This window comes from Dyella sp. 01N448, from assembly GCF_056399225.1.
In genome coordinates this window covers 489,905-512,920 of record NZ_JBFTQX010000005.1, presented here as the reverse complement: position 1 = coordinate 512,920, position 23,016 = coordinate 489,905, and the positions used below count along the sequence as shown (strand labels likewise).

General features: G+C 62.5%; 33 protein-coding genes. 31 read left to right on the top strand and 2 right to left on the bottom strand.

Annotation, left to right across the window (positions count from 1 at the left end; translation table 11 throughout):
• Positions 1 to 46 precede the first annotated feature (46 nt).
• Positions 47 to 820 (top strand): hypothetical protein, encoded by a 774-nt coding sequence (locus AC1DKY_RS12000; RefSeq protein ID WP_477179971.1) that lies wholly within the window; start codon positions 47 to 49, stop codon positions 818 to 820.
• Between the two features lie 26 nt (positions 821 to 846).
• Here AC1DKY_RS12000 and AC1DKY_RS11995 read toward each other — a convergent pair whose 3' ends face one another.
• On the bottom strand, positions 847 to 1,539 hold the full coding sequence (locus AC1DKY_RS11995) for a S24 family peptidase (RefSeq protein WP_477179970.1): 693 nt from the start codon (positions 1,537 to 1,539) through the stop codon (positions 847 to 849).
• Positions 1,540 to 1,944: 405 nt separating this feature from the next.
• Here AC1DKY_RS11995 and AC1DKY_RS11990 point away from each other — a divergent pair, with 405 nt between their 5' ends.
• Positions 1,945 to 2,175 (top strand): hypothetical protein, encoded by a 231-nt coding sequence (locus AC1DKY_RS11990; RefSeq protein ID WP_477179969.1) that lies wholly within the window; start codon positions 1,945 to 1,947, stop codon positions 2,173 to 2,175.
• A 198-nt stretch (positions 2,176 to 2,373) separates the two neighbouring features.
• Here the strand turns inward: AC1DKY_RS11990 and AC1DKY_RS11985 are convergent, their stop codons facing one another.
• Positions 2,374 to 2,631: a hypothetical protein gene (locus AC1DKY_RS11985; protein WP_477179968.1), complete on the bottom strand. Its 258-nt coding sequence runs from the start codon at positions 2,629 to 2,631 to the stop codon at positions 2,374 to 2,376.
• A 180-nt stretch (positions 2,632 to 2,811) separates the two neighbouring features.
• Between AC1DKY_RS11985 and AC1DKY_RS11980 the strand changes: the two genes are divergently transcribed.
• The 29 genes from AC1DKY_RS11980 to AC1DKY_RS11840 all read left to right on the top strand — a co-directional run bounded on the left by AC1DKY_RS11980 (position 2,812) and on the right by AC1DKY_RS11840 (position 23,009).
• A complete protein-coding gene (locus AC1DKY_RS11980; protein WP_477179967.1) occupies positions 2,812 to 3,267 on the top strand; it encodes a phage regulatory CII family protein in 456 nt (151 codons plus the stop codon).
• A 3-nt stretch (positions 3,268 to 3,270) separates the two neighbouring features.
• Positions 3,271 to 4,206 carry a hypothetical protein gene (locus AC1DKY_RS11975; RefSeq protein WP_477179966.1) on the top strand — a complete coding sequence of 312 codons (936 nt, stop codon included), beginning with the start codon at positions 3,271 to 3,273 and terminating at the stop codon, positions 4,204 to 4,206.
• A gap of 58 nt (positions 4,207 to 4,264) precedes the next feature.
• Positions 4,265 to 4,972: an ATP-binding protein gene (locus tag AC1DKY_RS11970; protein WP_477179965.1), complete on the top strand. Its 708-nt coding sequence runs from the start codon at positions 4,265 to 4,267 to the stop codon at positions 4,970 to 4,972.
• A complete protein-coding gene (locus AC1DKY_RS11965; RefSeq protein ID WP_477179964.1) occupies positions 4,969 to 5,466 on the top strand; it encodes a hypothetical protein in 498 nt (165 codons plus the stop codon). The genes AC1DKY_RS11970 and AC1DKY_RS11965 overlap by 4 nt, the downstream gene beginning before the upstream one ends.
• A complete protein-coding gene (locus AC1DKY_RS11960; protein WP_477179963.1) occupies positions 5,456 to 5,698 on the top strand; it encodes a hypothetical protein in 243 nt (80 codons plus the stop codon). Before AC1DKY_RS11965 ends, AC1DKY_RS11960 begins: the two co-directional genes overlap by 11 nt.
• On the top strand, positions 5,698 to 6,153 hold the full coding sequence (locus AC1DKY_RS11955; RefSeq protein ID WP_477179962.1) for a hypothetical protein: 456 nt from the start codon (positions 5,698 to 5,700) through the stop codon (positions 6,151 to 6,153). The genes AC1DKY_RS11960 and AC1DKY_RS11955 overlap by 1 nt, the downstream gene beginning before the upstream one ends.
• Complete coding sequence (locus AC1DKY_RS11950) at positions 6,150 to 6,503, top strand: nuclease domain-containing protein (protein WP_477179961.1); 354 nt, start codon at positions 6,150 to 6,152, stop codon at positions 6,501 to 6,503. The genes AC1DKY_RS11955 and AC1DKY_RS11950 overlap by 4 nt, the downstream gene beginning before the upstream one ends.
• Positions 6,504 to 7,004: 501 nt before the next feature.
• Positions 7,005 to 7,769 carry a TRADD-N-associated membrane domain-containing protein gene (locus AC1DKY_RS11945; protein ID WP_477179960.1) on the top strand — a complete coding sequence of 255 codons (765 nt, stop codon included), beginning with the start codon at positions 7,005 to 7,007 and terminating at the stop codon, positions 7,767 to 7,769.
• Positions 7,770 to 7,981: 212 nt separating this feature from the next.
• A complete protein-coding gene (locus AC1DKY_RS11940; RefSeq protein ID WP_477179959.1) occupies positions 7,982 to 8,167 on the top strand; it encodes a hypothetical protein in 186 nt (61 codons plus the stop codon).
• Positions 8,164 to 8,670 (top strand): lysozyme, encoded by a 507-nt coding sequence (locus tag AC1DKY_RS11935; RefSeq protein ID WP_477179958.1) that lies wholly within the window; start codon positions 8,164 to 8,166, stop codon positions 8,668 to 8,670. The genes AC1DKY_RS11940 and AC1DKY_RS11935 overlap by 4 nt, the downstream gene beginning before the upstream one ends.
• Positions 8,671 to 8,884: 214 nt before the next feature.
• A complete protein-coding gene (locus AC1DKY_RS11930) occupies positions 8,885 to 9,373 on the top strand; it encodes a hypothetical protein (RefSeq protein ID WP_477179957.1) in 489 nt (162 codons plus the stop codon).
• A gap of 98 nt (positions 9,374 to 9,471) precedes the next feature.
• A complete protein-coding gene (locus tag AC1DKY_RS11925; protein WP_477179956.1) occupies positions 9,472 to 9,618 on the top strand; it encodes a hypothetical protein in 147 nt (48 codons plus the stop codon).
• An 11-nt stretch (positions 9,619 to 9,629) separates the two neighbouring features.
• Positions 9,630 to 9,965, top strand: coding sequence for an HNH endonuclease (locus tag AC1DKY_RS11920; RefSeq protein ID WP_477179955.1), 336 nt, complete (start codon positions 9,630 to 9,632; stop codon positions 9,963 to 9,965).
• Complete coding sequence (locus tag AC1DKY_RS11915; protein WP_477179954.1) at positions 9,916 to 10,386, top strand: hypothetical protein; 471 nt, start codon at positions 9,916 to 9,918, stop codon at positions 10,384 to 10,386. Before AC1DKY_RS11920 ends, AC1DKY_RS11915 begins: the two co-directional genes overlap by 50 nt.
• Positions 10,387 to 10,389: 3 nt before the next feature.
• Complete coding sequence (locus AC1DKY_RS11910) at positions 10,390 to 12,060, top strand: terminase large subunit (protein WP_477179953.1); 1,671 nt, start codon at positions 10,390 to 10,392, stop codon at positions 12,058 to 12,060.
• Positions 12,061 to 12,068: 8 nt separating this feature from the next.
• Positions 12,069 to 13,346, top strand: coding sequence for a phage portal protein (locus AC1DKY_RS11905; RefSeq protein ID WP_477179952.1), 1,278 nt, complete (start codon positions 12,069 to 12,071; stop codon positions 13,344 to 13,346).
• Positions 13,324 to 14,172, top strand: coding sequence for a head maturation protease, ClpP-related (locus AC1DKY_RS11900; RefSeq protein ID WP_477179951.1), 849 nt, complete (start codon positions 13,324 to 13,326; stop codon positions 14,170 to 14,172). The genes AC1DKY_RS11905 and AC1DKY_RS11900 overlap by 23 nt, the downstream gene beginning before the upstream one ends.
• A complete protein-coding gene (locus AC1DKY_RS11895) occupies positions 14,169 to 15,401 on the top strand; it encodes a phage major capsid protein (RefSeq protein WP_477179950.1) in 1,233 nt (410 codons plus the stop codon). Before AC1DKY_RS11900 ends, AC1DKY_RS11895 begins: the two co-directional genes overlap by 4 nt.
• A 78-nt stretch (positions 15,402 to 15,479) precedes the next feature.
• On the top strand, positions 15,480 to 15,629 hold the full coding sequence (locus tag AC1DKY_RS11890) for a hypothetical protein (RefSeq protein ID WP_477179949.1): 150 nt from the start codon (positions 15,480 to 15,482) through the stop codon (positions 15,627 to 15,629).
• 6 nt (positions 15,630 to 15,635) lie between these two features.
• Complete coding sequence (locus AC1DKY_RS11885) at positions 15,636 to 16,115, top strand: head-tail connector protein (protein ID WP_477179948.1); 480 nt, start codon at positions 15,636 to 15,638, stop codon at positions 16,113 to 16,115.
• Positions 16,112 to 16,456: a phage head closure protein gene (locus AC1DKY_RS11880; RefSeq protein WP_477179947.1), complete on the top strand. Its 345-nt coding sequence runs from the start codon at positions 16,112 to 16,114 to the stop codon at positions 16,454 to 16,456. Before AC1DKY_RS11885 ends, AC1DKY_RS11880 begins: the two co-directional genes overlap by 4 nt.
• Before the next feature lie 16 nt (positions 16,457 to 16,472).
• Positions 16,473 to 16,925, top strand: a complete 453-nt coding sequence (locus tag AC1DKY_RS11875; protein WP_477179946.1) for an HK97 gp10 family phage protein — start codon at positions 16,473 to 16,475, stop codon at positions 16,923 to 16,925.
• Complete coding sequence (gene gp17, locus AC1DKY_RS11870) at positions 16,922 to 17,281, top strand: tail completion protein gp17 (protein ID WP_477179945.1); 360 nt, start codon at positions 16,922 to 16,924, stop codon at positions 17,279 to 17,281. The genes AC1DKY_RS11875 and gp17 overlap by 4 nt, the downstream gene beginning before the upstream one ends.
• A 74-nt stretch (positions 17,282 to 17,355) precedes the next feature.
• Complete coding sequence (locus tag AC1DKY_RS11865) at positions 17,356 to 18,009, top strand: phage tail protein (RefSeq protein WP_477179944.1); 654 nt, start codon at positions 17,356 to 17,358, stop codon at positions 18,007 to 18,009.
• Positions 18,010 to 18,019: 10 nt separating this feature from the next.
• Positions 18,020 to 18,340 (top strand): phage tail assembly chaperone, encoded by a 321-nt coding sequence (locus AC1DKY_RS11860; protein ID WP_477179943.1) that lies wholly within the window; start codon positions 18,020 to 18,022, stop codon positions 18,338 to 18,340.
• Positions 18,341 to 18,378: 38 nt separating this feature from the next.
• Positions 18,379 to 18,642, top strand: a complete 264-nt coding sequence (locus AC1DKY_RS11855) for a DUF1799 domain-containing protein (protein WP_477179942.1) — start codon at positions 18,379 to 18,381, stop codon at positions 18,640 to 18,642.
• Positions 18,643 to 18,646: 4 nt separating this feature from the next.
• Complete coding sequence (locus AC1DKY_RS11850) at positions 18,647 to 22,174, top strand: phage tail tape measure protein (protein WP_477179941.1); 3,528 nt, start codon at positions 18,647 to 18,649, stop codon at positions 22,172 to 22,174.
• Positions 22,174 to 22,533, top strand: a complete 360-nt coding sequence (locus AC1DKY_RS11845) for a hypothetical protein (protein WP_477179940.1) — start codon at positions 22,174 to 22,176, stop codon at positions 22,531 to 22,533. Before AC1DKY_RS11850 ends, AC1DKY_RS11845 begins: the two co-directional genes overlap by 1 nt.
• Positions 22,533 to 23,009: a DUF1833 family protein gene (locus AC1DKY_RS11840; protein ID WP_477179939.1), complete on the top strand. Its 477-nt coding sequence runs from the start codon at positions 22,533 to 22,535 to the stop codon at positions 23,007 to 23,009. Before AC1DKY_RS11845 ends, AC1DKY_RS11840 begins: the two co-directional genes overlap by 1 nt.
• The last annotated feature ends 7 nt before the right edge of the window (positions 23,010 to 23,016 follow it).

Sequence of the window (23,016 nt, the reverse complement as noted above, 5' to 3'; positions counted from 1 at the left end):
ACTGTCCGTCTCGTTGGCGACGGAGCAAGTATTACCGAAAAGGTTATTGATTGACAATACCGAAACGGTAATTTTCTTTCAGAGCGTCCTCGACATACGATCTGTTCGCAAAGGGCGCATGGTTGCGCAGGGACAGGGGAAAGGGATGAGGCGTTTACTACACACTGGCATCGCAGCCGGCGGCATGTTTCTGGCGAGTGTTGCCCTGGGCGCGGGCGCTGCCGTGCAGAAGCCCGCGCCGGCGCCACGCGAGGCACCGTCGACTGCGGCTTTCGGCTTCGAGCTGGGGCAGGTCGTCTCAATTCCCGAATGCGCCAGCAAAGTGGTGTTCGGAATCAAGACACTTGACGTCAGTGCCTGGGCCCAGCAGCACATAACGTGCTATGAGCCTCTTCGAACGGGCACTGTCGATGAGGGTTACACCGGAACCCTGTCGGTTAGGTTCGGCAACGGCGAAGCGCCGCAGTTTCTATACTCGGAATATGGTGGCGATCGCTACTTCTTTCTCGGTGTCATCAACGGCCGCATAGAGTCAGTCTCGGCGTCCACGGGTGGCGTGCGAGTCCAAGAAAGCGTCCTAGCTAAACTGCTAGACAAGTACGGCGCGCCGACCGCCAAGACCATCCAAAAGGCGACCACAATGGCTGGCGCTCAGTTCGAATCGGTCACCGCCGTGTGGCAGTTCTCGAACCTAAGAGTCGACTTTCTTGGAACGGCAGATCGCATCGATACCGGTTATGTTTCGGTGCTGACCCCCGTTGGTGCTGCCGAGGCGGCCAAGAAGGCAGCCGCCGCCAGCAACCAGGGACGTCAGCTGTAGAATCCAAAAGGCGCCGCCCCTAACTACTAAATGTCTTCCGCGCGCCTGAGCTGGATTGATCCCAAGACTCGACCGGCGATATGAAGGGCTTCCATGCGCTCCGGTGGAAGGACATCCGGTCGGTCAGGCGCGGCCAGGCTCACGATGTGTAGCCCATCCGTGCGGATCTCGAGTCGTTTGACCAGCGCATGTCCATGAAGAACCACTACAAATAAGCCGCCATCGGACGCGGCCCGGTCCTCCGTGTCCACGAAAACCACATCGCCATTTTTGATGCGAGGGGCCATCGAGTCGCCACGAACGGTCAGTAGCTTCACGCGCGCCGGAGAAGGTACGCGCCCCAACTCCTGCTGCAGCTGCCATTCGGCGATTTCCACTTCTCGTATTACTTCGGGGTATTCCTGATTCATTACGCCCGGTCCGGCACCGCCAGCTCCCATCAACTGGAACCGACGGTATCCCTCGCGAGTCTCAAATCTCGACACATCATGAGACGAAGCTTGTTCGTCATGGACCTGGTCAAGCCAGCCTTTGCGTAGGCCAAGCTTTTCTTCGATCTCGCGGGCTAATACGCGGCCTATCGGTTTGGCCAAGCGCTCGGAGATCCATTGGCTCACCTGAGCCTGCTCGCGTCCGATGCGCTTTGCAAAGCGAGTTGGACCGCCATTGGCGACGACCAATGCTCGAATATTTAGGGTTCGGGCTTCGCTGGCGTCCATCCGAAGATGGTCACATGGCGTTACCAACACGGTAAATGACCGAAAAGGTATTGCCAGAACATAACCGAAAAGGTAATGTCGCCGGCATGGACCTGAGAACGTACATCACGGCACGCGGTGGAACCGGTAAGCGCGATTGCCCGGTTCTTGCAGAACTGGCCAAACGCGCAGGCTGCGGATCGCAGACTCTCTACATGATCGCGCTTGGGCATAAGAAGGCCAGTGGCCTTCTCGCGCGGGCCTTGCATGTCGCCTCGGATGGAAACGTAGAGCTGGCTTCCCTCCGCCCTGACGTATTCGGTGGCTCGTACCCGGACAAACCAGACCGACACCGAACGTCGGCCGTCCAAGGGGAGACGGCCGAAGCAACTCAGTCTTTTCTGAGCCACGCGGCGGTGGCCTGACATGAGCCCACAGGGGGACAACATCAGGAAGCCGGCGTATCGGGCCATCGGCCACGGTTGGTTTAAGCACGTGGGCTGGCGCGACATCGCGGTTCTGCCGCTGTCGCGCCGTGCAGATGGGAAGCTAAGCGTGAGCATCACTATTGCCACGTCCGCGACGGTTTACCTGAATCGGCACGCCGACGGCATCGATATTCACGTCGGGCGCAACCATGCAGGGGACCCGCGATGAACGAGCGCGAGTTCAAAACTCTCCAAGCGCTCGACGCGCTGCACGCGCTGGCGATCCACGCGCTGACCCGGGTAGCGACATTGGAAGTGAAACTGCAAGGCGCGGTTACCAGCGGATGCGCATTGCCGGACGAAGCCGAGATCATCGGCTTGTCCACGGAGTACACGCGCACGCTGGAAATGCAGGCACACCAAGCGGTCAACGCACTAAGGCGCGAACTCGCGAGTCCCAGTGCTTCAGGTACGTGCGAAACCACTCCTCCTTCGTCGGCAAGCCGGCGTGGCTGGCTAAGGGCGGCAATTTCGCGACTGTTTGCTCGCTTACGCGCTCCCACTGCATCAGCAGTTCCACGGGCGCCGGGTGTGCCGCAATGAGCGCTTCCAAGACCAGCTTCATTGCGCTGATCTCGTTGTCCGTCTGGTCGCGCTTCAGTTCCTCTGGCGTTTGCAGCTTCATGGATTCCCTTTCGTTGGTTGGTGGTGTCGTGGTGACCGAAGTCTCCCACGGAGGGGAATCCACCTCCATGCGCGCCCGTCGTGGCGCTGCTCGTTCCATCGATGTTCGCCCTTGCCATGAGTTCCATGGCGCCAATGTAGCCGCGCTCCGCGGCGACTTCTCCATGTGAGTCACCAGCCCATGCATGTAATCGACGCCGCTGCCGCCATCGTTGACCGTTACCCGGGAGGAGCTGAATCGCTCGCCCCGCGTATCGGTATGTCCGCCGGCATCCTGCGCAACAAGGTCAACCCGAACAACAACACGAACCACCTGACGCTGGCCGAAGCCAATCGGATGATGGCCGTCACCGGTGAGTTCGACGTGCTCCAGGCGATGGCGCAGGAGCACGGCTTCACGCTGGCCCGCGCCGAGCAGGAAGGGCAGCCTGGCAACATCCTGACCGCGATGCTGTCGATGGAGATGGCCGCCGGCGAGTTCGCGCGAACCATCCATGACGCGATGGCGGACAACCTGATCACCAATAGCGAGATGAAGGCTATCGCGGCCGCCGGCAACGCGGAGCAGCGCGCCATCATCTTGCTGATTGATCGCCTGCGCGCCGCCACAGCCACCGCAAAGCCGGCGCTGGGCTGAGTCATGGCCGACGCCCGCATCTCGACGGCGCTGCCGTCGCACCCGAAGACGAAGAAGCTGATCCGCCGGCTGGGTGATGGTGCGGCGTGGTCTCTCGTGCGGCTGCTGTTGTGGACGGCGGAGAACCGCCCGGATGGTGACCTCGAGGGCATGACGGCCGAAGATCTGGAGTTGGCCATTGACTGGGCGGGCGCGCCGGATGAACTGGTGCGCGCACTGGTGGATGTTGGCTTCCTGGAGCGGCTTGAAAGCGGCTACCGCATCCATGACTGGACCGAGCACAACCCCTGGGCGGCTGGTGCCGGCCTGCGATCTGCAAAGGCACGATGGAACGCGGTCAAGCGTCACCACGGCGAAGTAGAGGCGAACAAGCAGGTGCCAGAGTGGGCTGCGCACTTGCACGCCTTGGCGACTGGCAAGCCACCAGCACCGAATGATGATGCTGGCAGCAATGCTAGTAGCACAGGCGCAGCAGTGCATACGCAGCAGCGTAGCAATGCTCCGTCTCCGTCTCCATCTCCATATCCGTCTGAAGAGCCTGCTGAGAACGCGCACGTCAGCGCACCCGTTCCCATCGAGTCGCACCTTCCGGAAGCCGTCGACCAGACCCAGTGGCAAGCGTTCCGTCGCCAGCTGGACGACGACGGCAAGACCTCGATCCCCCGAATCCAGACGGCCGTGCTCCAGCTCAATCGCATCGCCAAGGCCGGCGCCGACGTCAACGCAGTGCTGCGCGCCGCGGTGATGCGCGGCATGCGGGATCTCGAGGACGTTGCGGAGCAGCTCAGCCGGAAGAGGTCGAGCGATCCGCCCGGCAGGACCAGCTCCAGCACACCACGACCCTCCGCCACCGACACCTTCCAGGGCACCGACTATGCAGGCACCCCAGATGAACTCCTCCCAGCCGTCTACCGCGATGCCCTTGCCGCAGCTCACTGAGCGCACGGTTGCGCGCGAGTGCGAACACCACGGGCCGTATCAGGCGCGCCAGCTCGACATGCCGGATGGCTTTGACCCCGTGCTGATGGGCTGTCCGACCTGCGCCAGCGCGGCGGACAAAGCTGCGGCCGAGCGCCGCCGGCACAACGAGCAGCGCCTGCGAATGCAGAAACTGCGCGGGCTGACGTCGGCGGCCGCGATCCCGGAAAAGTATTCAAACGTCGCAGTGGCAGACTTCGTGACAGAGCACCCGGGCGAGCGTGTCGCGAAGACGATTTGCGAGACCTACGTGCGGACGTGGGCCGACCAGCGCGTGAAGGGCGGCTCCTTGGTCTTCACCGGGGTTTGCGGCACGGGCAAAACACACCTGGCATGCGGCATCGGTAACGCCGTGATGGGCGAGCACCTGGGCACAGTCATGTTCGGCACCGTCCCGCAGATCGTTGGCCTGGTCCGCGAGACGTATCGCGACGGCGCCAAGCGCAGCGAGCGCCAGGTGATCAACGACATGATGGAGCCAGACCTGTTGATCGTCGACGAGATCGGCGCGCACCGTGGCACCGAGCACGAGCTGCAGGTGCTGTTCGAAATCATCAATACGCGGTACCAGGCCCTGAAGCCCATGATCCTGATCTCCAACCTCAACAAGGAGCAGCTGGAGAGCTTCCTGGGCGAGCGCATCATGGATCGCTTCCGCGAGTGCGGCATCGTGGTGCCGTTCAACTGGCCCAGCTATCGCGCGCGCAAGCAGGGAGCACTCCTTTGACCACGTCGCAGGCGATCACCAGCGCATTGAAGGCCGGCCCGATGTCTGCGCCGGAGATCGCTGACCTGAGCGGCATCAGGTACAAAACTGTCGCCACGACGCTGGAGCGGATGGAGCGAGCGGGGCAGGTGACGGTGACGCGCGCCGCGCCGCGCGATCGCTCGCCTGGTTCAAGGCAGCTCTATTCATTGGCTGCCGGCGGCGCTGTCGATCTGGGCCGCGTCACTGCGCACCGCGAAGCGACAATTGCCCGGTTGGTGAGCGACATCGTGTTCGAACAAGGCGAGGTGTCGCTCTTTATCGGCAGCAACGGCAAGGCCGCGCTCGCGGTCCACCATGAGCCAGGCTATGCCCAGGCATTGCAACGGCATGGCGCTGATCTGGTTGGGCGCTACAGGGTCGACGAAGGTCGTCATTTCCTCACCGGCCTCGTAATCGAAGACATCCGCGCCCGGATGGCGGAGCTTGATAAGGGACGCGCACATGCGGCGTAAGCGCTTCTACGAGGGGCGCACCTCGGCAAAGCCCTTCGGGCGCTTTACCGCCCACTGCAACAAGCACAATTCGACGTTCGCCACTCACGACTTCTGCCGCGAGTGCGAGCGCGAGCGCTATCTGGCAGACCCGACGCCGCCGGCGCCGAAGGTGACCTCGCAAGCCGAGAAGGATCGCCTGGCGCGTATTCGCGAGCTCGCCGGCGCGATGGCCGGACAGGTCGACGGCTGATGCGTCGCGCCAGCAAGGACAAGAACCACGACCGCCTCGTTTCCGTATTCCGGGGCGTCGGCTGCAGCGTTGCTGAGCTCGTTTCGACCGGCCTTCCTGGGTGGCCTGACACGGTGATCGGCTGCTTGGGTGCAAACCACCTGGTCGAAATCAAGAACCCCGAAACGGCATACGGCCGTGCTGGGCTCAATGCGAACCAGACGGCTTTCGCGCAGGAATGGCGTGGCGAGCGCGTATGGACGGCAGCCACCGACGACGAAGCGCTCGCGCTTGTCCAGAACTGGCGCAGGATCGCTCCGCCGGCGGGTCGATTTCGGCCGCTGGCATGTCGTGAGCCGGACGGCCGCATTGCTGTCTTCGTTGGAGCCGCCACCCAGTTCATGAGTGAGGACGCAGCGCGCCAGATGCACCAGCAGCTTGGCGAAGCCCTGGCCGATCGCACGGTGCCCGCATGAAGCGCCGCGCCCTGAAGTCGAAGGGTCCGTCGATGACGCCGCTGCGCGCTTCTGCTGAAGGGGAGGCATGCACGCTCAACATCCTGGGTGTCTGCAATTACGACCCTTCGACCGTCGTCCTTTGCCACCTTCCATTCGTGGCCAAGGAGCGCGATAGCCGCAAGGCGCCGGACTACTGCGCGGCCTACGGCTGCAGCGCATGTCACGACGCGCTCGATGGTCGAACGATGGTGCTCTCGAAGGCGGACAAGTTGTTCTACGGCTGCCGCGGCCTGATCCGCACGCTGCGCCGCATGGTCGAGAAGGGTCTCATCACGGTGAAAGGCATTCAACCAGGGGGTGTCGCATGAGCCGAGCACGAAATCTTGAGCACCGCCTCCGCGAGTGGGGTAGGGACTATCCGTATCGGACCGCACCGCGCCGCACCGTTAGCCATCAGGTGGGGGAGACTTCAGGCCCGTCTTGGCTCGCGTCGATCATCAAATGGCACGGTCGCGCCCCGGACGGCACCAATGTTGAGCCACTTCATACCGCCGCCGATGAGGTTCAGGAGGCGGTTCGCCACCTGGAGCGTCAGCAAAGCGGCGTCGTCCCCGCAGAAGTTCTGCGGATGGAATATTGCTCGGACTTGCCACGTGAGGAATGTATGCGACGCCTCAGGCTATCGTCCGTTCGGTATAGCCAACATCTGCGGCTGGGGCGCATTGCCGTGGCCAGCTGGCTAAGAATTGCATTCGACGAGTCACCCTCGGCAGCTCGTCCACTGCATTACAATGACCGAGAGACGGCCTGAGGGGTCGCAGTTATAGTCACCCCGCTCATGACGAGCGTAGTAGGGGAGGGAACCGCAAATGACGGATATCGCAGCCATCGATTCGCTAGCGCAAAAGAAAGTCTTGAGGACTAGGGCATTCCTGGCTGGACTTCAGATCACAATGTCGATCAGCCTGACCTTTCTGGCGGTCAGAAGCGAGAGATCAACGCTGTTCCTAAGCATTGTGGCAACTGTCTATTGGGTTGCAGCACTTTGGTTCATTGGAAGAGTGGCGACGTTTTACATCGACATGGTGGCATGGTCGGCTCGCATATCGCGATACGAACAGGCCGTTAGCGACAATCCTTCAAGCACGCGCCCCGCCTGGGATTTGGCTAGCGCACGGCTGGAGCAATATGTCGAGCGAAACCTGAGCCACGTCTCCTGGATATTTGGACTCATCTTGCTCGTAATGACCGCGGGCTTCGCGATCATTGGAGTAGGTGTCTATTACGTGATCCACGGTGGCGATGTCGCTCCGTCAGTGGTCGCAACCTCTTCCGGAATAGTTGTAGAGTTCATCGCCGCCACGTTCCTACTCATTTACAAGTCGACGATGGAGCAGGCTCAGAAATATGTTGGAATGCTGGAGCGGATCAACGCTGTGGGCATGTCCGCTCAGCTGATCAGCAACATCGACGATACTGATCAATCGCTCCGAAACAGCTCTCGCGCAGGATTAGCAACTTCTCTTCTTGCCATGTATGGCGCTATCGATTCTAAGGCGGCGAAAAGGTTTGGTCGTCGTCCCAAATCCTCAAAACATACGGCGACACACAAATCGGCGACTTCGCTTGATTAATTAATTTTTATGTTGAGAATGGGCATCGTCACATCGCGTCGCCCAACAAAGCCCTGGCCATCGGCCGGGGCTTTTTGTTTGTGGCGCGTGTATCGAATTGCCGCGACGCCCGTAGGTCGATAGCCGGGAAGCAGCCAGCGCGTAGCGCAACAGTGCTGGGCATCCGGCGCGGCAAGCCAACACATAGGCCATCGGCCACAGGGGCAAGACTGATGGAACAAACCGAACTCGCCCGCGAGGTCAACGTCGCGGCGATGAAGGCTGCGCCCATTGCGGGTGGCATGTTCTTCGCGAAATGGGGCCCGCAGGAATGGGCCTATGTGGCGATCGCCGCCTACACGCTGGCGCAACTGGCTTATCTGTTCTGGAAATGGCGTCGTGAGGCTCGCGCGAAATGAATCCGCGCATCATCGCCGGCGCGGCAGCAGCTGCGTCGCTCGCCGTTGCCGTTGCCGGCACGTTTGAGGGTCAACGGCTCACGCCGTACCGCGATGTAACGGGCGTGCTGACCGTATGCGACGGCCACACGGGAAACGTTGAATACCGGAAGTACTCGGCCGACGAGTGCCGCAGGCTGTTGCTGACGGACATGGAGGCTGCGAACAGCATCGCTCGACAGTGCGTTGGCCGCGAGATGCCATTGAGCGTCGAAGCGGCAGTTACCGACTTCGTGTTCAACGTCGGCTACGGTCGCGCCGCAAAGGGCAGCGACAAGGGAAAGGATGGGTTCTGCCTGCTCCGCAACGGACGGCCGTCGACCATGCTTGTCATGGCCAGAGCTGGCAACTGGTCGGGCGTGTGCGGGCAATTCATGTACTGGACCACGGCCGGCGGCGTGCAATACAGCGGGCTCGTGAAGCGCCGGCAAGCCGACAAAGCCTTGTGCGAGGGCAAATCGTGAAGATCCGCATAGACCTTCCGCCGCGTGGCTGGCGATGGAAAGAGAATCGCTGCAGCCATGGGCCTCAGACCTGGCCATGGTGGCGACTTTGGGGCTTGCTCTTTTGCCGAATAGACTGCAATAGGCCGTCGACAGGCTACCGCGTGTGGCTCTATACGAGAAAGCACGCCGGCCACATTGGTATCGTGTTTGACCGGCGAAACCTGAGCCGCGCATGACCTGGCTGAAGGCCCATCTGGCAGCAATCCGCCTGGCGCTGTTGCTCGCCATGTTCGCCTGTGCCTATGTCAAAGGACACCACGACGGCGCCGAGTCGGGCGCCATTGCAGTGGCCCAACAGTCGGCAAAGACCGCGAATGATGCAGCGAAGCGCGCCGACGCGGCTGTCGTAGCTATCCAGGCCGCGCGTTCCACCGAACAGTCATGGTCGGCCAAGTTCGCAGCAGCGGACTCCGAACACCAAAAGGACATGCGTCGTGCGCAAGACGATTACGACCGGACTGTCGCTGATCTTCGTGCTGGCACTCTCCGCCTGCGTGCCCAGTGGCGCTGTCCAATGTCCGCGCCTACCGGCACTGACGTCGGAGGATCTGGCGGAACCGACGACTGGCAAGCAAGTGCGGGCCGAGTTGTTCGAGCCGCAGACCAGTGCGACGCCCAAGTGCGCCGACTGCAAGCCAAATTGAAGGCGGAACGGCAATGACCAGGTTCCAATCATTTATTCATGGTGTGGCCGTGCTGTTCGGTATCGAGCAAGCAACCGCGCCAACGGTTCCATCAACCCAGCAAGAGACCACGAACATGGCAAACGAAACGCAGAACGGCGCCGTGCAGGCGGCCGACAGCGACACGCTGCTCGCCAACGTCAAGAAGGTGCTCACCACCGCCGGTCACGACGTCGAGCAGGTGTGGGACGAGGTTGTCGCGTTGGCCAGGAAGCTGGGCTGATAGCACTCGTCATGGCACGACTTCGCACGCTGGCGCCGCGCGTCGCGATGGCAGCGACGTCCAGTGTGCGAATTCACCGGAGCGCCGACAGGCGCATGACTGGTCGTGCGCTCCAAGATCGTCGACTCAAGCTGTGGTCTCGTGACCCGCACTGCGCGGCCTGCGGCCGGCTGGTAGCGATGCACGAGTTCGAACTCGACCACGTCGTGGCTCTGGTCAACGGCGGTGCCGACGCGGAATCGAACTGTCAGGTGCTCTGCACAGGTCCGGACGGCTGCCACGGGCGAAAGACGGCGCGTGATCTCGGTCGTGGTTACTACACCGGGGGTGGTGAAAAGTTCAGTTAATGCTGACCTGGAAACCAACCGTTCCCGCACGCGCAGAATTTTTCCCCTTTCAAATGGAATTCAGCAGCAAATGGCCGGCGTGAAGGGCAAGAGCGGCGGGGCGCGGGCCAATGCTGGTGGGCCGCGCAAGAATGCCGGCGGTTCGCGCACTGGCGCTGGCCGACCCAAGAAAGCCATCGCCGCTTTGGCTTTCAAAGAGCAGTTCGACGACCCGCTTGAGTTCCTCAAGCGGGTCATGAACGACAGCGCTGCCGATCCGAAGCTACGCGTCGATGCAGCGAAGGCAATGGCGCCGTTCGTCCACGCCAAAAAGGGTGAGGGCGGGAAGAAGGCGGCCAAGAAGGACGCCGCCGACCAGGTCGCGAGCAAGTTCGGGCCGCCGCGCGCGCCGCGCCTGGTGGTGAACAACAGCAAGGGGTAAGGGATGGACTGGACCACCGCATGTCCTGACTGGGCCGAGCGCCTGCAGGCTGGCAGGTCCATCATCCCGGACCCTATATTCCTGGACGAGGCCGAGCACGCCCTCAGCATCTTCAAGCAACTGCGTGTCGTTGATCTGCCAGGCAAGCCAACCTTTGGCGAATGCAGCGAACAATGGGTGTTCGACTTCGTCGGGGCCATTTTTGGAGCGTATGACGCCGAGAGTGGCAACCAGCTGATCCGGGAGTTCTTCCTGCTGATCAGCAAGAAAAACACGAAGTCCACCATCGCCGCCGGCATCATGCTGACGGCTCTGATCCTGTGCTGGCGCGAAGAGGAGGAGCACCTCATCCTGGCGCCAACGAAGGAAGTCGCGGACAACAGTTTCAAGCCGGCCGCAGGCATGGTCCGCGCCGACGACGAACTGAGCGATCTCTTTCACATCCAGGACCACATTCGAACGATCACGCATCGCGGGACGCGCGCATCGCTGAAGGTGGTTGCTGCCGATACCGATACGGTGTCGGGCAAAAAGTCTGGTCGTATCCTGATCGATGAGCACTGGCTCTTTGGTAGCCGCGCAAACGCGGATGCGATGTTCATGGAGGCGACGGGCGGCCAGGTTTCGCGCAACGAGGGCTGGGTGATCTACCTCTCGACGCAGAGCGACCAGCCGCCGGCGGGTGTCTTCAAGGAAAAGCTCCAGTATTACCGTGACGTCCGCGAGGGCGTCATCGAGGACAAGAAGTCGCTGGGGGTTCTCTACGAGTTTCCGCCGGCAATGCTCAAGTCAAAGGCATACCTGGATCCCGCAAACTTCTACATCACCAATCCGAACATCGGGCGATCGGTGAGCGCGGAGTGGCTGGAAGACAGCCTCCGCAAGGTCAAATCCAAAACCGACGGATCGTTGCAGCAGTTTCTGGCCAAGCATCTCAACGTCGAGATTGGCCTCAACCTGCGCAGCGACCGCTGGGCTGGTGCGGATTTCTGGGAGGCACAGGCATCCCACGCAGTTACCTTCGACGAGCTGCTCAAGCGCTCCGAAGTGATCGACATCGGGATCGACGGAGGCGGCCTCGACGACTTACTTGGCATGTCTGCGATTGGCCGCGACCGTGAAACAAAGGATTGGCTGCACTGGGCACACGCATGGGCTCATCCGTCCGTGCTTGACCGTCGCAAGGACATCGCGCCGCGCCTCCACGATTTCGAGCAGGAAGGCTGCCTCACCATCGTTGAGCAGATTGGTGACGACGTGGATCAGGTGGCGGCGATTGCGGCTGACGTCGAGGCCGCGGGGCTCCTTGACCAGATTGGCGTTGACCCGGCTGGCCTGGGCGGCATCCTCGACGCGCTGGAGGACGCCAAGGTTCCGAAGGAGAAGATCGTCGGCATCAGCCAGGGCTGGAAGCTCGGCGGGTCGATCAAGACACTGGAGCGCCGCCTTGCAGCAGGCACGTTCTGGCATGGCGGTACCGGCTTGATGAATTGGAGTGTCGGCAACGCCCGGACCGTCGTTGTCGCTAACGCGATCAACATCACGAAGCAGGCAAGCGGCTCCGCAAAGATCGACCCTCTGATGGCCACTTTCAACGCGGCCTCCCTGATGGCTCTCAACCCTGAAGCGAAGAACGCGTCCGTTTACGAGACGCACGGCATCCGCTTCCTGTAAGGACAGGCATGCGCAATTACGACAGTCCACTATGGCGGGCCGCCAGGGAGGAGGCCGCCGCTGCGCAGGCGGCACCGCACGCCCAGACGCCCCAAGCCATGGCTGGGCAATCGTTTTCGGGGCTCGACGACCCAGCGCTGCTGGAATACATCCGGATGGGCGGCGACAACGGCGACTATGGCCGCAGCTTGTACGGCCTCCGGAACATGGCTGTGCTGCGCAGCGTGTCGGTCATCTGCGAGACCATCGGCATGCTGCCGTTGAACCTCATGGAGGACACGCCCGATAAGGCGATGGCGAAGAATCATCCGGCCTATCGGCTGGTGAAGAAGAAGCCGAACACCTGGCAGACGCCTTACGAGTTCAAGAGTGGCATGCAGCTAAACGTGCTGGAGCACGGTAACGCTTACGCGCGCATCGTTCGCTCGATGGGACGGCCTATCGGGCTTTTCCCAATGGACCCTCTGGCCACACGCGGGCGCCTCACTTCATGGGAAATGGTCTACGACTACACGAGGCCTGATGGTCAGACGGTAACGCTGCAGGCCTCCGACGTCCTCCACATTCGAGACCTGAGCGCGGACGGCGTACTCGGCATTTCGCGCATGCGTATGGCACGTGAGGCCATCAGCCTCGCGCGCGATCTCGAAAAAGCGGCCGGCCGGGTCTTCAAGACCGGTGTGCTCGCCGGCGGCGCCGTACAGGTGCCGAAGGCGTTGTCAGATCTGGCTTATGGACGGATCAAGTCTTCGCTCAACGACGAGTACTCGGGGGCTGAGAACGCCGCGAAGTGGATGCTTCTGGAAGAAGGCGCTACGGCCAACCCGTTCCAGGTGACGTCCGTCTCAGCTCAGCACATCGAGAATCGCAACGCACAGATCGAAGAAGTAGCGCGCGCCTTCGGCGTGCCGCGGCCGCTGCTGATGATGGACGACACCAGCTGGGGTTCAGGCATTGAGCAGCTCGGAATCTTTTTCGTGCAGTTCGGCCTCCAGCACTGGTTCACAGCCTGGGAGCAGGCATGCGCACGAGCGCTGCTGACTGACGGCGAGCTGGACGAGCTGGTGTTTAAGTTCAACGAGCGCGCGCTGTTGCGCGGAACGCTTGCTGATCAGGCGGCCTACAACACTGCAGCGCTGGGCGCGGGCGGGGCGGCGCCGTGGACCACACAAAACGAAGTCCGTAACGCCATGGATTTGCCGCAGTCGGACGATCCGGCGGCCGACAGCCTGCGCAACCCAATGACACAACCGAGGAATGGCAATGAGCCTCCTGCAGCTACCTGATGTCCGCGCCGACGCCAATCTCGCCAAGATCAACTTCGATCTTCGACCGGATGCGCTGGTGTCATGGGATCCCGGCCTGCAGGCAGCGGCATCGGACCCGGCAACGTCGATTTCGATCTACGGCCCGATTGGTCCTTCCATGGACGGCACGGGCGTGACGGACCGAACCATTGCGGCGGCACTTCGAAACATTGGCGCCAAGGACGTCACGGTCAACGTGAACTCGCCTGGCGGCAACTATTTCCAGGGCGTGGCGATCTACAACCTGCTTCGCCAGCACCAGGGCAAGGTGACGGTGAACGTTCTTGGGATGGCCGCTTCCGCTGCTTCTCTCGTGGCTATGGCCGGCGACGAAATCAACATGGGCGATGGCGCTCGGCTGATGATTCACAACGCCTGGGGCGTCGCCGTCGGCAATCGCCATGACATGGCCGCCGCCGCTCAGCAGCTCGCCCCGCTCGACGCGGACATGGCGAAGGCCTATGCCGGGCGAAGCGGGCAGCCGGCTGAACGCGTTGCCGCGCTCATGGATGCGGAAACCTGGCTCTCGCCTGCCGACGCGATCGCGCAGGGTTTTGCCACCGGCCACTTGGGGGCGGCAAGCGTCAGCAATGACGGCAAGGCGGCCGGCAACCGGAAGGCCATGGCGATGGTCGAGGCCGCTCTTTCCCAGGCCGGCATGTCGCGATCCGCGCGACGGGACACGCTGAAAGCCCTTTTTTCTGGCACGCCGAGCGCTGCCGAACCTGCCACGCCGAGCGCTGGCGACGACATTGCAGCGTTGCTGCAAACCACTCTCAACGTTCTCCAAGGAAACAACCGATGAACATGAAACAGAACGTACCGCGCGGCCTCTTGGCTGTTCGCGCTGACGCCGGCGGCACCGACGTGAAGGCCTTGGTGGAATCGATCAACAAGGCGTTCCACGACTTCAAGGCCGAGCACGGCAAGCAGCTGGACGACATCAAAAAGGGCAACGCCGATGCGCTGCAGGCCCTCAAAGTCGACAACATCAACAGCGACATCAGCCGCATGCAGGCTGAGCTCGACAAGCTCAACACCAATCTGGCTGCCAGTCAGATGAACAGTGGCGGCCGCCAGCTCCGCGACTCGGAGTACACGTCCGCATTCCAGGCTCACGTGCGCCGCGGCGACGTCAATGCCTCGATGTCGAAGGGATCGGCAGCGGACGGCGGCTATACGGCGCCGGTCGAGTGGGACCGCAGTATCACCGACGCTCTCGTGCTGATCTCGCCGATGCGCCAGATCGCGAAGGTGCAGGCGATCTCGGGCACGAGTTTCACGAAGCTGTTCAACATGCGTGGGACCCAGTCCGGCTGGGTTGGTGAAACCGATCCGCGCCCGGCGACGAACGGCCCGCAGTTCCAGTCCATCCAGTTCGACACCGGTGAGCTCTACGCGAATCCGGCCGCCACCCAGACCTTGCTCGATGACTCCGAAGTGGACCTCGAAACCTGGTTGGCTGGCGAGGTGGACACCGAGTTCGCGCGCCAGGAAGGTCTCGCGTTTGTTTCGGGTGACGGCACCAAGGGCAAGCCGAACGGCTTCCTCACCTATGCCACCGGCGGCACGAATGCCGCGAAGCATCCGTTTGGCGCGATCAGCCTGGTCAACAGCGGTGCTGCTGCTGCGATCACGGCCGACAGCCTGCTAGACATCGTATATGCGGTGCCCAAGGCATATCGCGGCGGCGCGCAGTACGTGATGAACAACCTGACGCAGGGGGCCATTCGCAAGCTCAAGGACGGCATGGGCAACTATCTCTGGCAGCCGTCGGCTACCGCTGGCCAGCCCGCCACCTTGAACGGTTACTCCATCACGGAGTTGCCGGACATGCCCGACGTGGCCGCCAACGCCATGCCGGTCGCCTTCGGCGATTTCCAGCGCGCCTACTTGGTGATCGACCGCAAGGGCTTGGTGCTCCTGCGCGATCCGTTCACCAACAAGCCGTTCGTGCAGTTCTACACGACCAAGCGCGTGGGTGGCGGCGTCCTTGATCCGACGGCGCTGAAGATCTTGAAGGTCTCGGCCTAACGCCTTCGGGCATTGGTTGATTGCTGCGACAAACGTGGGGCGGCCATTGTGGTCGCCCCACCTCACCAAGGAACCACCATGGCAAAGCTGATCAAGGATTTTCGCGGCGTGAAGGATGGCGACATCTATCCGACCGACTTCGAGGCGGGCGACGAATGTCCGAAAGAGCTGGAAGCGGGCGCGAAAGAGGTAGGCGCGCTGCCTGCGGACAAGGCAGCAGGCAAGTAGTCGGCCATGTCCATCGTATCGATCGAGGACGCGCGTTCGCACTGCCGCGTGGACAGCGACTATCCGTCCGAACAGTTGCAGCCGTACGTCGACGGCGCGGAGGGTGCCGCTGCCGCGTACCTCAATCGATACCTCTACGCGGACGCCAGCTCGTTGGCCGCCGCGCAGGACAGCGTTGCCGAGGCGATTGGGGCCGCGAGTGAAGCCTATGCGACCGCAAAGGCTGCAGCCGCCGAGATGTCGAACGCCGACGCGGCAGCCGCTGCGCTCGCAGTTGCTGAATCGCGCTGGTGCGCGGCGAAAGTGGACGCCGCACGGTCGACGCATGGGATGGTCGCCACGCCGGTGATTATCGCGGCCATCATGCTGACGATCGGCTCACTCTTCGAGAACCGATCGGACACGGTGGTCGGGTTGCCCGCTTCGGCTCTTCCGACCGATGCCGCGGGGCTGTTGTGGCCCCATCGCCGAGTGATGATGCCGTGACACTTCGCTCAGGCGACAAGAAAGTCCAGATCGCGATTCAACAGCGGTCAGCCGACACTGACGCGGGGGGCCAGCCTTTGGACGAGTGGACGACGCTTGTCACCGTTTGGGCCAACGTAAAAGGTCAGACGGGCATGCGCACGATAGAGTCGGCAGCCGCTGGCATAAGCTCTGCGGCGAGCCCCTACAGCTTCCGGGTGAGCTTCCGCGAAGGCCTTTACAAGGGCATGCGGGTACTTAAGTCGAACGGCGATGTGCTGCCGGTTGAGGAGGTCCGTATGGATCACCAAAACCGCGAGTGGACCGACCTCGTTTGTCACTCGGTGATGTCCGGTGAGTGATGGACTGCAGGCAAAAATGGACTTTTCGAACTGGCTGGGCGGCCTTGCGGCGCTCGGCGGTCCGATCAAGATCAGCCTGGCGCGATCGATGGGTGTCGCCGGAGGTATGGTCATTCGCGACCAGGCGAAGGAATTCGCACCGGTTCGCGACGGCACCCTGCGCGCGGCGATCTACCTGGCGTATCGCGAGGCATATTCCGACGACCGGACAGTGACTTATTCGATCAGCTGGAACGCAAAGAAAGCACCGCACGGCCACCTGATCGAGTTCGGGCACTGGCAAACGAATTTCCTCTACAAGGATGAGGACGGCGACTGGAAGGCAGGCCATCCCCTGGCGCATCCGAAGTGGATCGCGGCGCACCCGTTTCTGCGGCCCGCGCTTGAAGGTTCGGCGGTCGCCTACCACGCAATGATTGAACGCGGCAGGGAGCGACTTCCCGAGCTGCTTGCGGAGTTTGCGCGATGACCCTTGAAGAGGCCCTCAAGCAGGCGCTTGGGCCGCTCGTCGGCAATCGATTCTATGCCGACGTTTTTCCGGCCGGCGCCGCGTTCCCGTGCATCACCTATCAGCAAGTGGGCGGCGGTGCAGCGTGGTACGCGGACCAAAGCGTTCCCAACAAGGAACGCGCGCGCATCCAGGTCAACGTGCACTCAAAGCAACGAATGGAAGCCAACCAGATAGCCCGGGATGCCGAGCGAGCGATCGCGGCCAGCTTCAGCGAGTCACAGCCCTTTGGGGCACTGATCGCGCTCCACGACGACGTTGCCCAGCTCTACGGCACACGTCAGGACTTCGGGATCCAGTTCGCTGTGTCCCTCTGAACTGCAGCACTGCTGCATCGCAACGGGCCGCCCTTGGGCGGCCTTTCTTTTTGGCCTGACCGAGGACCATCGTCATGTCTCAGCTTTTCCCCAACGGCACCGTGTTCTCGGTGGCCACCGCATTGGCCGCCGCCGTGGCCATCAGCGCGATCACGAACGCCAGCCCCGGCGTGGCCACGACTGCCACGCCGCCGGTAGAGGGCGACATCCTCGTCCTGACGTCCGGCTGGCCGGGCCTGAACAACCGCATCGTGCGGGCACTGGACCCCACGGGCACGACCTTCAAGCTTGAGGGTTTCGACACGACTGCCGTCGCGAAGTACCCGGCTGGCTCTGGCTCGGGCTCGTACCAGGAGGCCAGCAGCTGGGTGACGCTCTCGCAGGTCGTCAGCATCAGCAAGTCGGGCGGCGATCAGCAGTACTTCCAGTGGCAATACGTCGAAGATCCCAGCGGTCAGCAGCAGCAGCGCCCGACGTTCAAGAACGCCAAGAGCATCGCGCTGAAGCTCGATTACGACCCGGCCCTTGCCTGGTACAACGCGCTCGATCAGGCCGACGAAGCCAAGCAGCCGGTCGTGCTGCGCGCCGTGCTGCCTAATGGCGCGGAGCTGTACTACCTGGTCTATCCCAGCTTCGACTCCGATCCGTCGATGGACCTCAATCAGAACATGACCAACACGGCCACGTTCTCCCTCATCAGCAAGCTGACCCGCTACGACGCGGCGTAAAAGGACACGCATGTTCAAGGTGAAAACCAACCCCACGTTCCCAGCGACGCTCACCATCGTGGGGCAGGGCAACGAGCAGCAGCTGAAACTCGTCTATCGCCACCGCGGCAAGGACGAGCGCGACGCGCTGATCGACAAGGTGAGGTCGAGAGACAAGCCCTTCGAGGAAAACCTCCGCGATCTGGTGCTCGACATCGTCGAGTCCTGGGACGCGGACGTCGAGCTCAGCGCGGAAGGGCTTGAAACGCTCGACTCGTACCAGCCCGGCGCGGTGTTGGCGATTTGGCAGGGTTACTTCCAGGCGATGGCGGTATCCCGCAAGGGAAACTGATCGAGGCGGCCAGGGCGCTCTATTGGGAGCGCCCTCCCTTGGATCCCGACCTTGGGATGAAGGAGACGGATTTTCCGCCTCCCGAGGTCGAGCTCTGGCCCGAAAACTGGCCGCCAGTCGATTTCTTCTGCCGAATCAGCAACCAGTGGCGCGTGGGGCCGAACGGACCGATGGCCCTCGACTACAACGTGGTGTTCCACGAGCTGGACCGAGCCGGGCACACCGGCGAGACCTACGACGAAATGATGGCGGCGCTGCGCGTTATCGAGTCCACGGCCCTCAGCGAAATTCACGGGAATTAGCGGCATGAGCAGCGAAGGCCAGAGCCTCGGCACAGCCCGCGTTGACCTGGTCCTCAATACGGACCAGCACGACGCGGCCATCACTGCGTCGACGGGGAAGGTGCGCAATTTTTCGACCGACGCACAGGCCGCCTATACCCAGATTTCGTCAAAGCAGAAGCAGGTCACCGACTCGCTGGTCAAACAGGCCGACACGTGGGGCCTAAATCGCGGGCAGATGATCCTGTACAAGGCCGAGGTGGCAGGGCTGCCCACGGCGATCATCGATGAGCTGCGCAAAAAGCTCGAGGTCTCTGCCGGCGCAGCTCAGATGGCGGCCGCCGGCGTTGCTTCTCTGAGCGACGGCATGAAGGCCACGGCCTTCAGTGACTCGCAGCTGCTGAAATACAACCAAGCTCTCGCGGATATGCGCACCGAGAGCGATGCCGCGCGCACGTCTCTGGCAGCGCTGGCGCAGCAACAGACAGAAGACGACGCCCGATTCAAAGCCATTGCCGCCGCAGGCTTCGCCAGCCAGGGGCAGGGCATCGCGCAGTCAGCGCGTGGAGCGTCTGCCAGCTTGACTCCCGAGGAACGCGCGGCGCAGGCGGAGCAGATCAAGAACCTGGCCGCCCTAAACTCCGCCCGCGATCGCGAGCGCCAGGGTGCCACGGAAGCCGCCGCCGCGGAAAAAGCTGCGGCTGCCGCAGCGGAGGCCAACGCAGCCGCGCTGCAGGAACTGATCGGTAAGATTGACCCGGCCGTCGCGGCCCTCGCTCGCCTGGACCAGTACGAAACCAAGCTTCGCGCGGCCAAGGGCAAAGGCCTACTGAGCGAGGACGACTTCAACGCCTACGCCGCGACCATTGATCAAACGCGCGCCAAGATCACGGGCGCCGATGCTGCCACGGGTCACTTCACGCTGAGCACCGCCGGCGCGCGCCGCGAGATCGGCGTGCTGATCGGTGAGCTAGCACAGGGCAACTTCGGCAACTTCCAGAATTCGCTGGCGACACTGGCGAGCCGCTCCGGCCTGCTCGCCGGCGTGCTGTCGCCTATCGGCGCCCTGGTTGGTGGCATTGCCGCAGGTGTGCTTGCGCTGGGTGCCGCGGCGATCTCTGGCGCCAACGATGAGGAAAAGCTCAACCAGGCCATCGTGTCGACTAGTAACTATGCCGGCACCACCGTAGGCCAGGTCAACGCCCTTGCCGTCAGCATTGGCTCGCAAACGAAGAGCGTCGGCCAATCGCGCGTAGCGCTCGACCAGCTGGTGGCCTCTGGCAAGGTAACGGGCGACCGTCTGGCCGAGGCAGCGCAGGGCGCGGTCGATTTCAGCACGGTCACCGGCGAAAGCATCGACAAGTCGGTGCAGTTCTTCGTGAAGCTGCAGGATGACCCGGTCAAAGCCATCCAGGAGCTGGATGCGCAGTACCACGTCCTCACGTTGACGCAGTACGAGAACATCAAGGCCCTGGAGGCTCAGGGCGACGCGTCGGCCGCGGCCGCAATAGCGCAGACAGCCGCCGCGCAGTCATTCGCCCAGCGGGCAGCCGAGGTTCGCCAGAATCAGGGCTTGATCGAGAGCGGTTGGCACGAGATCGAGACGGCTGCCTCGGCTGCCTGGGACGCCATGAAGGGCATTGGCCGCACGTCGACCAATGTTGACGACATCTCGGCGGCGAACAAACAGCTCGACGCGATCCGCGCACGCATGCCGCAACTGAAGGGGCTATCGGACAGCCAGCTGCTGAGCGCTGCCTCGTCGCCGGCGGACGCGAATCACGCGTATTTGGCCGGCGACCTCGGCCTCATCCAGCAGCTCGTGGGGCAGAAACAGGCAGCGCAGTCTGGCGCCCTCTTGGAACAGTGGGTGGCGCAAAACGACGCCGACTACGCCAAGATCAACGACGACGCAAAGAAAGCCAGCGACACGATGTCCAAGTACCTGGTGGAGGCCAAGGCCGCCCAGGACAAGGCTGCGGAGGTCGCGAAGGTCAAGACTGCGACGCAGCTTCTGATCAAAGGCAATCGAGCGAATACGGCTGGATACCTTGCCGATCAACAAACCGCGTTGGCGCAGATCGATAAGAAATACACGAACCACGACGCCAAGGCCGCAGACAGCGCTGACGAGACCGCCCAGGTCGCAGCGTTTAAGGCCTCGCTCGCGTCGATGGGCGACGCCTACAAGAACAGCCAGGCCGAGCTGGACGCCGCGCGCAAGGCCGGCACGGTGTCCGAAGAGGACTACTACCAGCAATCGCAAGACCTCCTATGGAAGAACGAGAGCGACCAGGTCACCGCCATCCAGGCGGAAATCAACCGTCTCCAGACACGAAAGGCCGTCGGCGCCGAGCGCATCAAGCTCGATGGCCAGATCAACCAGCTCGAAGCGGAAGCCGCGAAGGTCGAAGCGGACGCCATCAGCAAGAGCGACCAGCTGGCCGATCAGGAAAAGGCGTCGTACCAGAAGCGCACTCAGGCGATCGACGCATATCGGTTCGCGCTGGATAAGGCGAACGTCAGCCTCCAGGCCCAAATGGATGCGCAGGCTGCCCATGTCGGCATGGGTGACCAGGAGTATCAGCAGCTCCAGAAGGTCAACCAGGCCTATACCGATCAGGCGAACAAGCTCCAGGAGCTCGCCCTGCAGCTTCAGGCGGGATCGCGCGGTGAGAGCGGCGGCATTGATCAGCGCCAATACGATTCAGACGTGGCGGCGCTCCAGGAGGCCACGGACAAGCGTGTATCCATCGTCACGGACGGCTACAAGCGGCAGAAGGCGGCCGAGGCTGACTATGAGAATGGCGTAAAGCGTGGCCTGCAGAACTGGGTGGATCAGGCATCGAACGCAGCCGACCAGGTCGCGAGCCTGACCGATTCCGGACTCAACGGCGCAGGCGACTATCTCGACGCGAAGCTGACGGGCAAAAAGGCATCCTTCAGCGACTACATCAACAGCATCATTGCTGATTTGGTGAAGCTCGAGCTGAAAGTCGAGGGTTCGCAGGTCCTATCGCAGATCTTTCCGAGTTTGTTCGGCGGATCGACTGTCACTGGCGCCGGCGATTCGCTCAACGGCGGGGCCTCGTATACCGGAGCCGACTCGCTGTCGACTGGCTGGGCAGGCATGGGTGGTGGCTGGTCGTTCAATGCGAAGGGTGGCGTGTACGCGTCACCGAGCCTTAGCGCGTACACCGGAAACGTCTACGACTCGCCGCACCTGTTCAAATTTGCGAGCGGCGCCGGCGTGTTCGGCGAAGCCGGGCCGGAGGCAATCATGCCGCTGACGCGCGGCGCCAACGGAAAGCTTGGCGTGGCAGCCAGCGGCGCTGGCGGCGGCGGGACGAAGGTCGAGGTGATCAACAACTCCGGCCAACAGGCAACGACTCAGCAGGGCACCAATGCCGATGGTACGGACTGGGTGCGCGTGATCGTTGGCAAATCGGTCGACGAGGTGAACAAGCAAATCATGCGCGGCGGTTCGACGGGCATGGCTCTCAGCAAGACCTTCGGCCTGGCGCGCCGCGGCATTTCGGTTGGGGGAGGCTAATGGCAAATCCGACATGGCCGGCATTGCTGCCGGTCCCCAGCGACCAGAGTCTGAGCTACACCGCACTCGTTGAGCCAGTGCAGACTACGAGCATGGAGACCGGCGCGCCGAAGCGCCGCCGCCGGTTCTCTGCCGTTCCGGAAACCTTCGCTTGCACGCTAGTGCTCACACAGGCGCAGGTCTCGACGCTGAAGCAATTCGTGCAAAACACATTGGCCGACGTGCTTCCATTCGACTGGAAGGATTTTCGGGACGGTACCGTGGCCACTTATGTGTTCGCCAAGCGCCCTGTCTACACGTTGGCCGCTGCTGGTGCAGACCTGTGGCAGGTGCAACTCGAGCTCACGACGGTGCCCTGATGCGCGAAGTATCACCAACGGCTCTGCAAGCGATGCTGGCGCAGGACACGCCCGAGGTGTTCGTGCCGTGGATGAAAATCGAGCACCCAGACCTTGCCACCCCTGTGCGCATTGCATACGACACCCAGGCACTGGCCAAAAGCGAGGGCGATTTTCAGCCGTATGCATTCCAGATCAATTTGCCGTCGCAGCAGGAAGACCAGCTGCCGCAAGTCACCGTCACCATCGACAACACCGACCTGGCGGTCAACGAGGCAATCCGCACTCTGGAAGGGCCGCCGACGGTGACGTTCGGCGTCGCATTGGCCAGTCAGCCGGACATCGACGAGGCGGGGCCATTCGTGTTCGACCTCCAGTCGGCGACGGCGACTTCGGACGCCATCCAGGGAACGCTCGGTTACGAGGACGACATATTTAGCCAGCAGGTGCCGGGCCAGCAGTATCTGCCCACGAACTCACAGGGACTCTTCATTTGAGTGCCGG

Bases quoted from the DNA above. Each gene is read 5' to 3' on its own strand.
- AC1DKY_RS11945 (WP_477179960.1), top strand. From the start codon at position 7,005: ATGACGGATATCGCAGCCATCGATTCGCTAGCGCAAAAGAAAGTCTTG.
- AC1DKY_RS11970 (WP_477179965.1), top strand. From the start codon at position 4,265: ATGCCGGATGGCTTTGACCCCGTGCTGATGGGCTGTCCGACCTGCGCC.
- AC1DKY_RS11930 (WP_477179957.1), top strand. From the start codon at position 8,885: ATGACCTGGCTGAAGGCCCATCTGGCAGCAATCCGCCTGGCGCTGTTG.
- AC1DKY_RS11860 (WP_477179943.1), top strand. From the start codon at position 18,020: ATGTTCAAGGTGAAAACCAACCCCACGTTCCCAGCGACGCTCACCATC.
- AC1DKY_RS11900 (WP_477179951.1), top strand. From the start codon at position 13,324: ATGAGCCTCCTGCAGCTACCTGATGTCCGCGCCGACGCCAATCTCGCC.
- AC1DKY_RS11895 (WP_477179950.1), top strand. From the start codon at position 14,169: ATGAACATGAAACAGAACGTACCGCGCGGCCTCTTGGCTGTTCGCGCT.
- AC1DKY_RS11925 (WP_477179956.1), top strand. From the start codon at position 9,472: ATGGCAAACGAAACGCAGAACGGCGCCGTGCAGGCGGCCGACAGCGAC.
- AC1DKY_RS11990 (WP_477179969.1), top strand. From the start codon at position 1,945: ATGAGCCCACAGGGGGACAACATCAGGAAGCCGGCGTATCGGGCCATC.
- AC1DKY_RS11920 (WP_477179955.1), top strand. From the start codon at position 9,630: ATGGCACGACTTCGCACGCTGGCGCCGCGCGTCGCGATGGCAGCGACG.
- AC1DKY_RS11840 (WP_477179939.1), top strand. From the start codon at position 22,533: ATGCGCGAAGTATCACCAACGGCTCTGCAAGCGATGCTGGCGCAGGAC.
- AC1DKY_RS11890 (WP_477179949.1), top strand. From the start codon at position 15,480: ATGGCAAAGCTGATCAAGGATTTTCGCGGCGTGAAGGATGGCGACATC.
- AC1DKY_RS11940 (WP_477179959.1), top strand. From the start codon at position 7,982: ATGGAACAAACCGAACTCGCCCGCGAGGTCAACGTCGCGGCGATGAAG.
- AC1DKY_RS11995 (WP_477179970.1), bottom strand. From the start codon at position 1,539: ATGGACGCCAGCGAAGCCCGAACCCTAAATATTCGAGCATTGGTCGTC.
- AC1DKY_RS11850 (WP_477179941.1), top strand. From the start codon at position 18,647: ATGAGCAGCGAAGGCCAGAGCCTCGGCACAGCCCGCGTTGACCTGGTC.
- AC1DKY_RS11845 (WP_477179940.1), top strand. From the start codon at position 22,174: ATGGCAAATCCGACATGGCCGGCATTGCTGCCGGTCCCCAGCGACCAG.
- AC1DKY_RS11875 (WP_477179946.1), top strand. From the start codon at position 16,473: ATGGACTTTTCGAACTGGCTGGGCGGCCTTGCGGCGCTCGGCGGTCCG.
- gp17 (WP_477179945.1), top strand. From the start codon at position 16,922: ATGACCCTTGAAGAGGCCCTCAAGCAGGCGCTTGGGCCGCTCGTCGGC.
- AC1DKY_RS11955 (WP_477179962.1), top strand. From the start codon at position 5,698: ATGCGTCGCGCCAGCAAGGACAAGAACCACGACCGCCTCGTTTCCGTA.
- AC1DKY_RS11865 (WP_477179944.1), top strand. From the start codon at position 17,356: ATGTCTCAGCTTTTCCCCAACGGCACCGTGTTCTCGGTGGCCACCGCA.
- AC1DKY_RS11885 (WP_477179948.1), top strand. From the start codon at position 15,636: ATGTCCATCGTATCGATCGAGGACGCGCGTTCGCACTGCCGCGTGGAC.
- AC1DKY_RS11950 (WP_477179961.1), top strand. From the start codon at position 6,150: ATGAAGCGCCGCGCCCTGAAGTCGAAGGGTCCGTCGATGACGCCGCTG.
- AC1DKY_RS11975 (WP_477179966.1), top strand. From the start codon at position 3,271: ATGGCCGACGCCCGCATCTCGACGGCGCTGCCGTCGCACCCGAAGACG.
- AC1DKY_RS11935 (WP_477179958.1), top strand. From the start codon at position 8,164: ATGAATCCGCGCATCATCGCCGGCGCGGCAGCAGCTGCGTCGCTCGCC.
- AC1DKY_RS11910 (WP_477179953.1), top strand. From the start codon at position 10,390: ATGGACTGGACCACCGCATGTCCTGACTGGGCCGAGCGCCTGCAGGCT.
- AC1DKY_RS11905 (WP_477179952.1), top strand. From the start codon at position 12,069: ATGCGCAATTACGACAGTCCACTATGGCGGGCCGCCAGGGAGGAGGCC.
- AC1DKY_RS11985 (WP_477179968.1), bottom strand. From the start codon at position 2,631: ATGAAGCTGCAAACGCCAGAGGAACTGAAGCGCGACCAGACGGACAAC.
- AC1DKY_RS11960 (WP_477179963.1), top strand. From the start codon at position 5,456: ATGCGGCGTAAGCGCTTCTACGAGGGGCGCACCTCGGCAAAGCCCTTC.
- AC1DKY_RS11980 (WP_477179967.1), top strand. From the start codon at position 2,812: ATGCATGTAATCGACGCCGCTGCCGCCATCGTTGACCGTTACCCGGGA.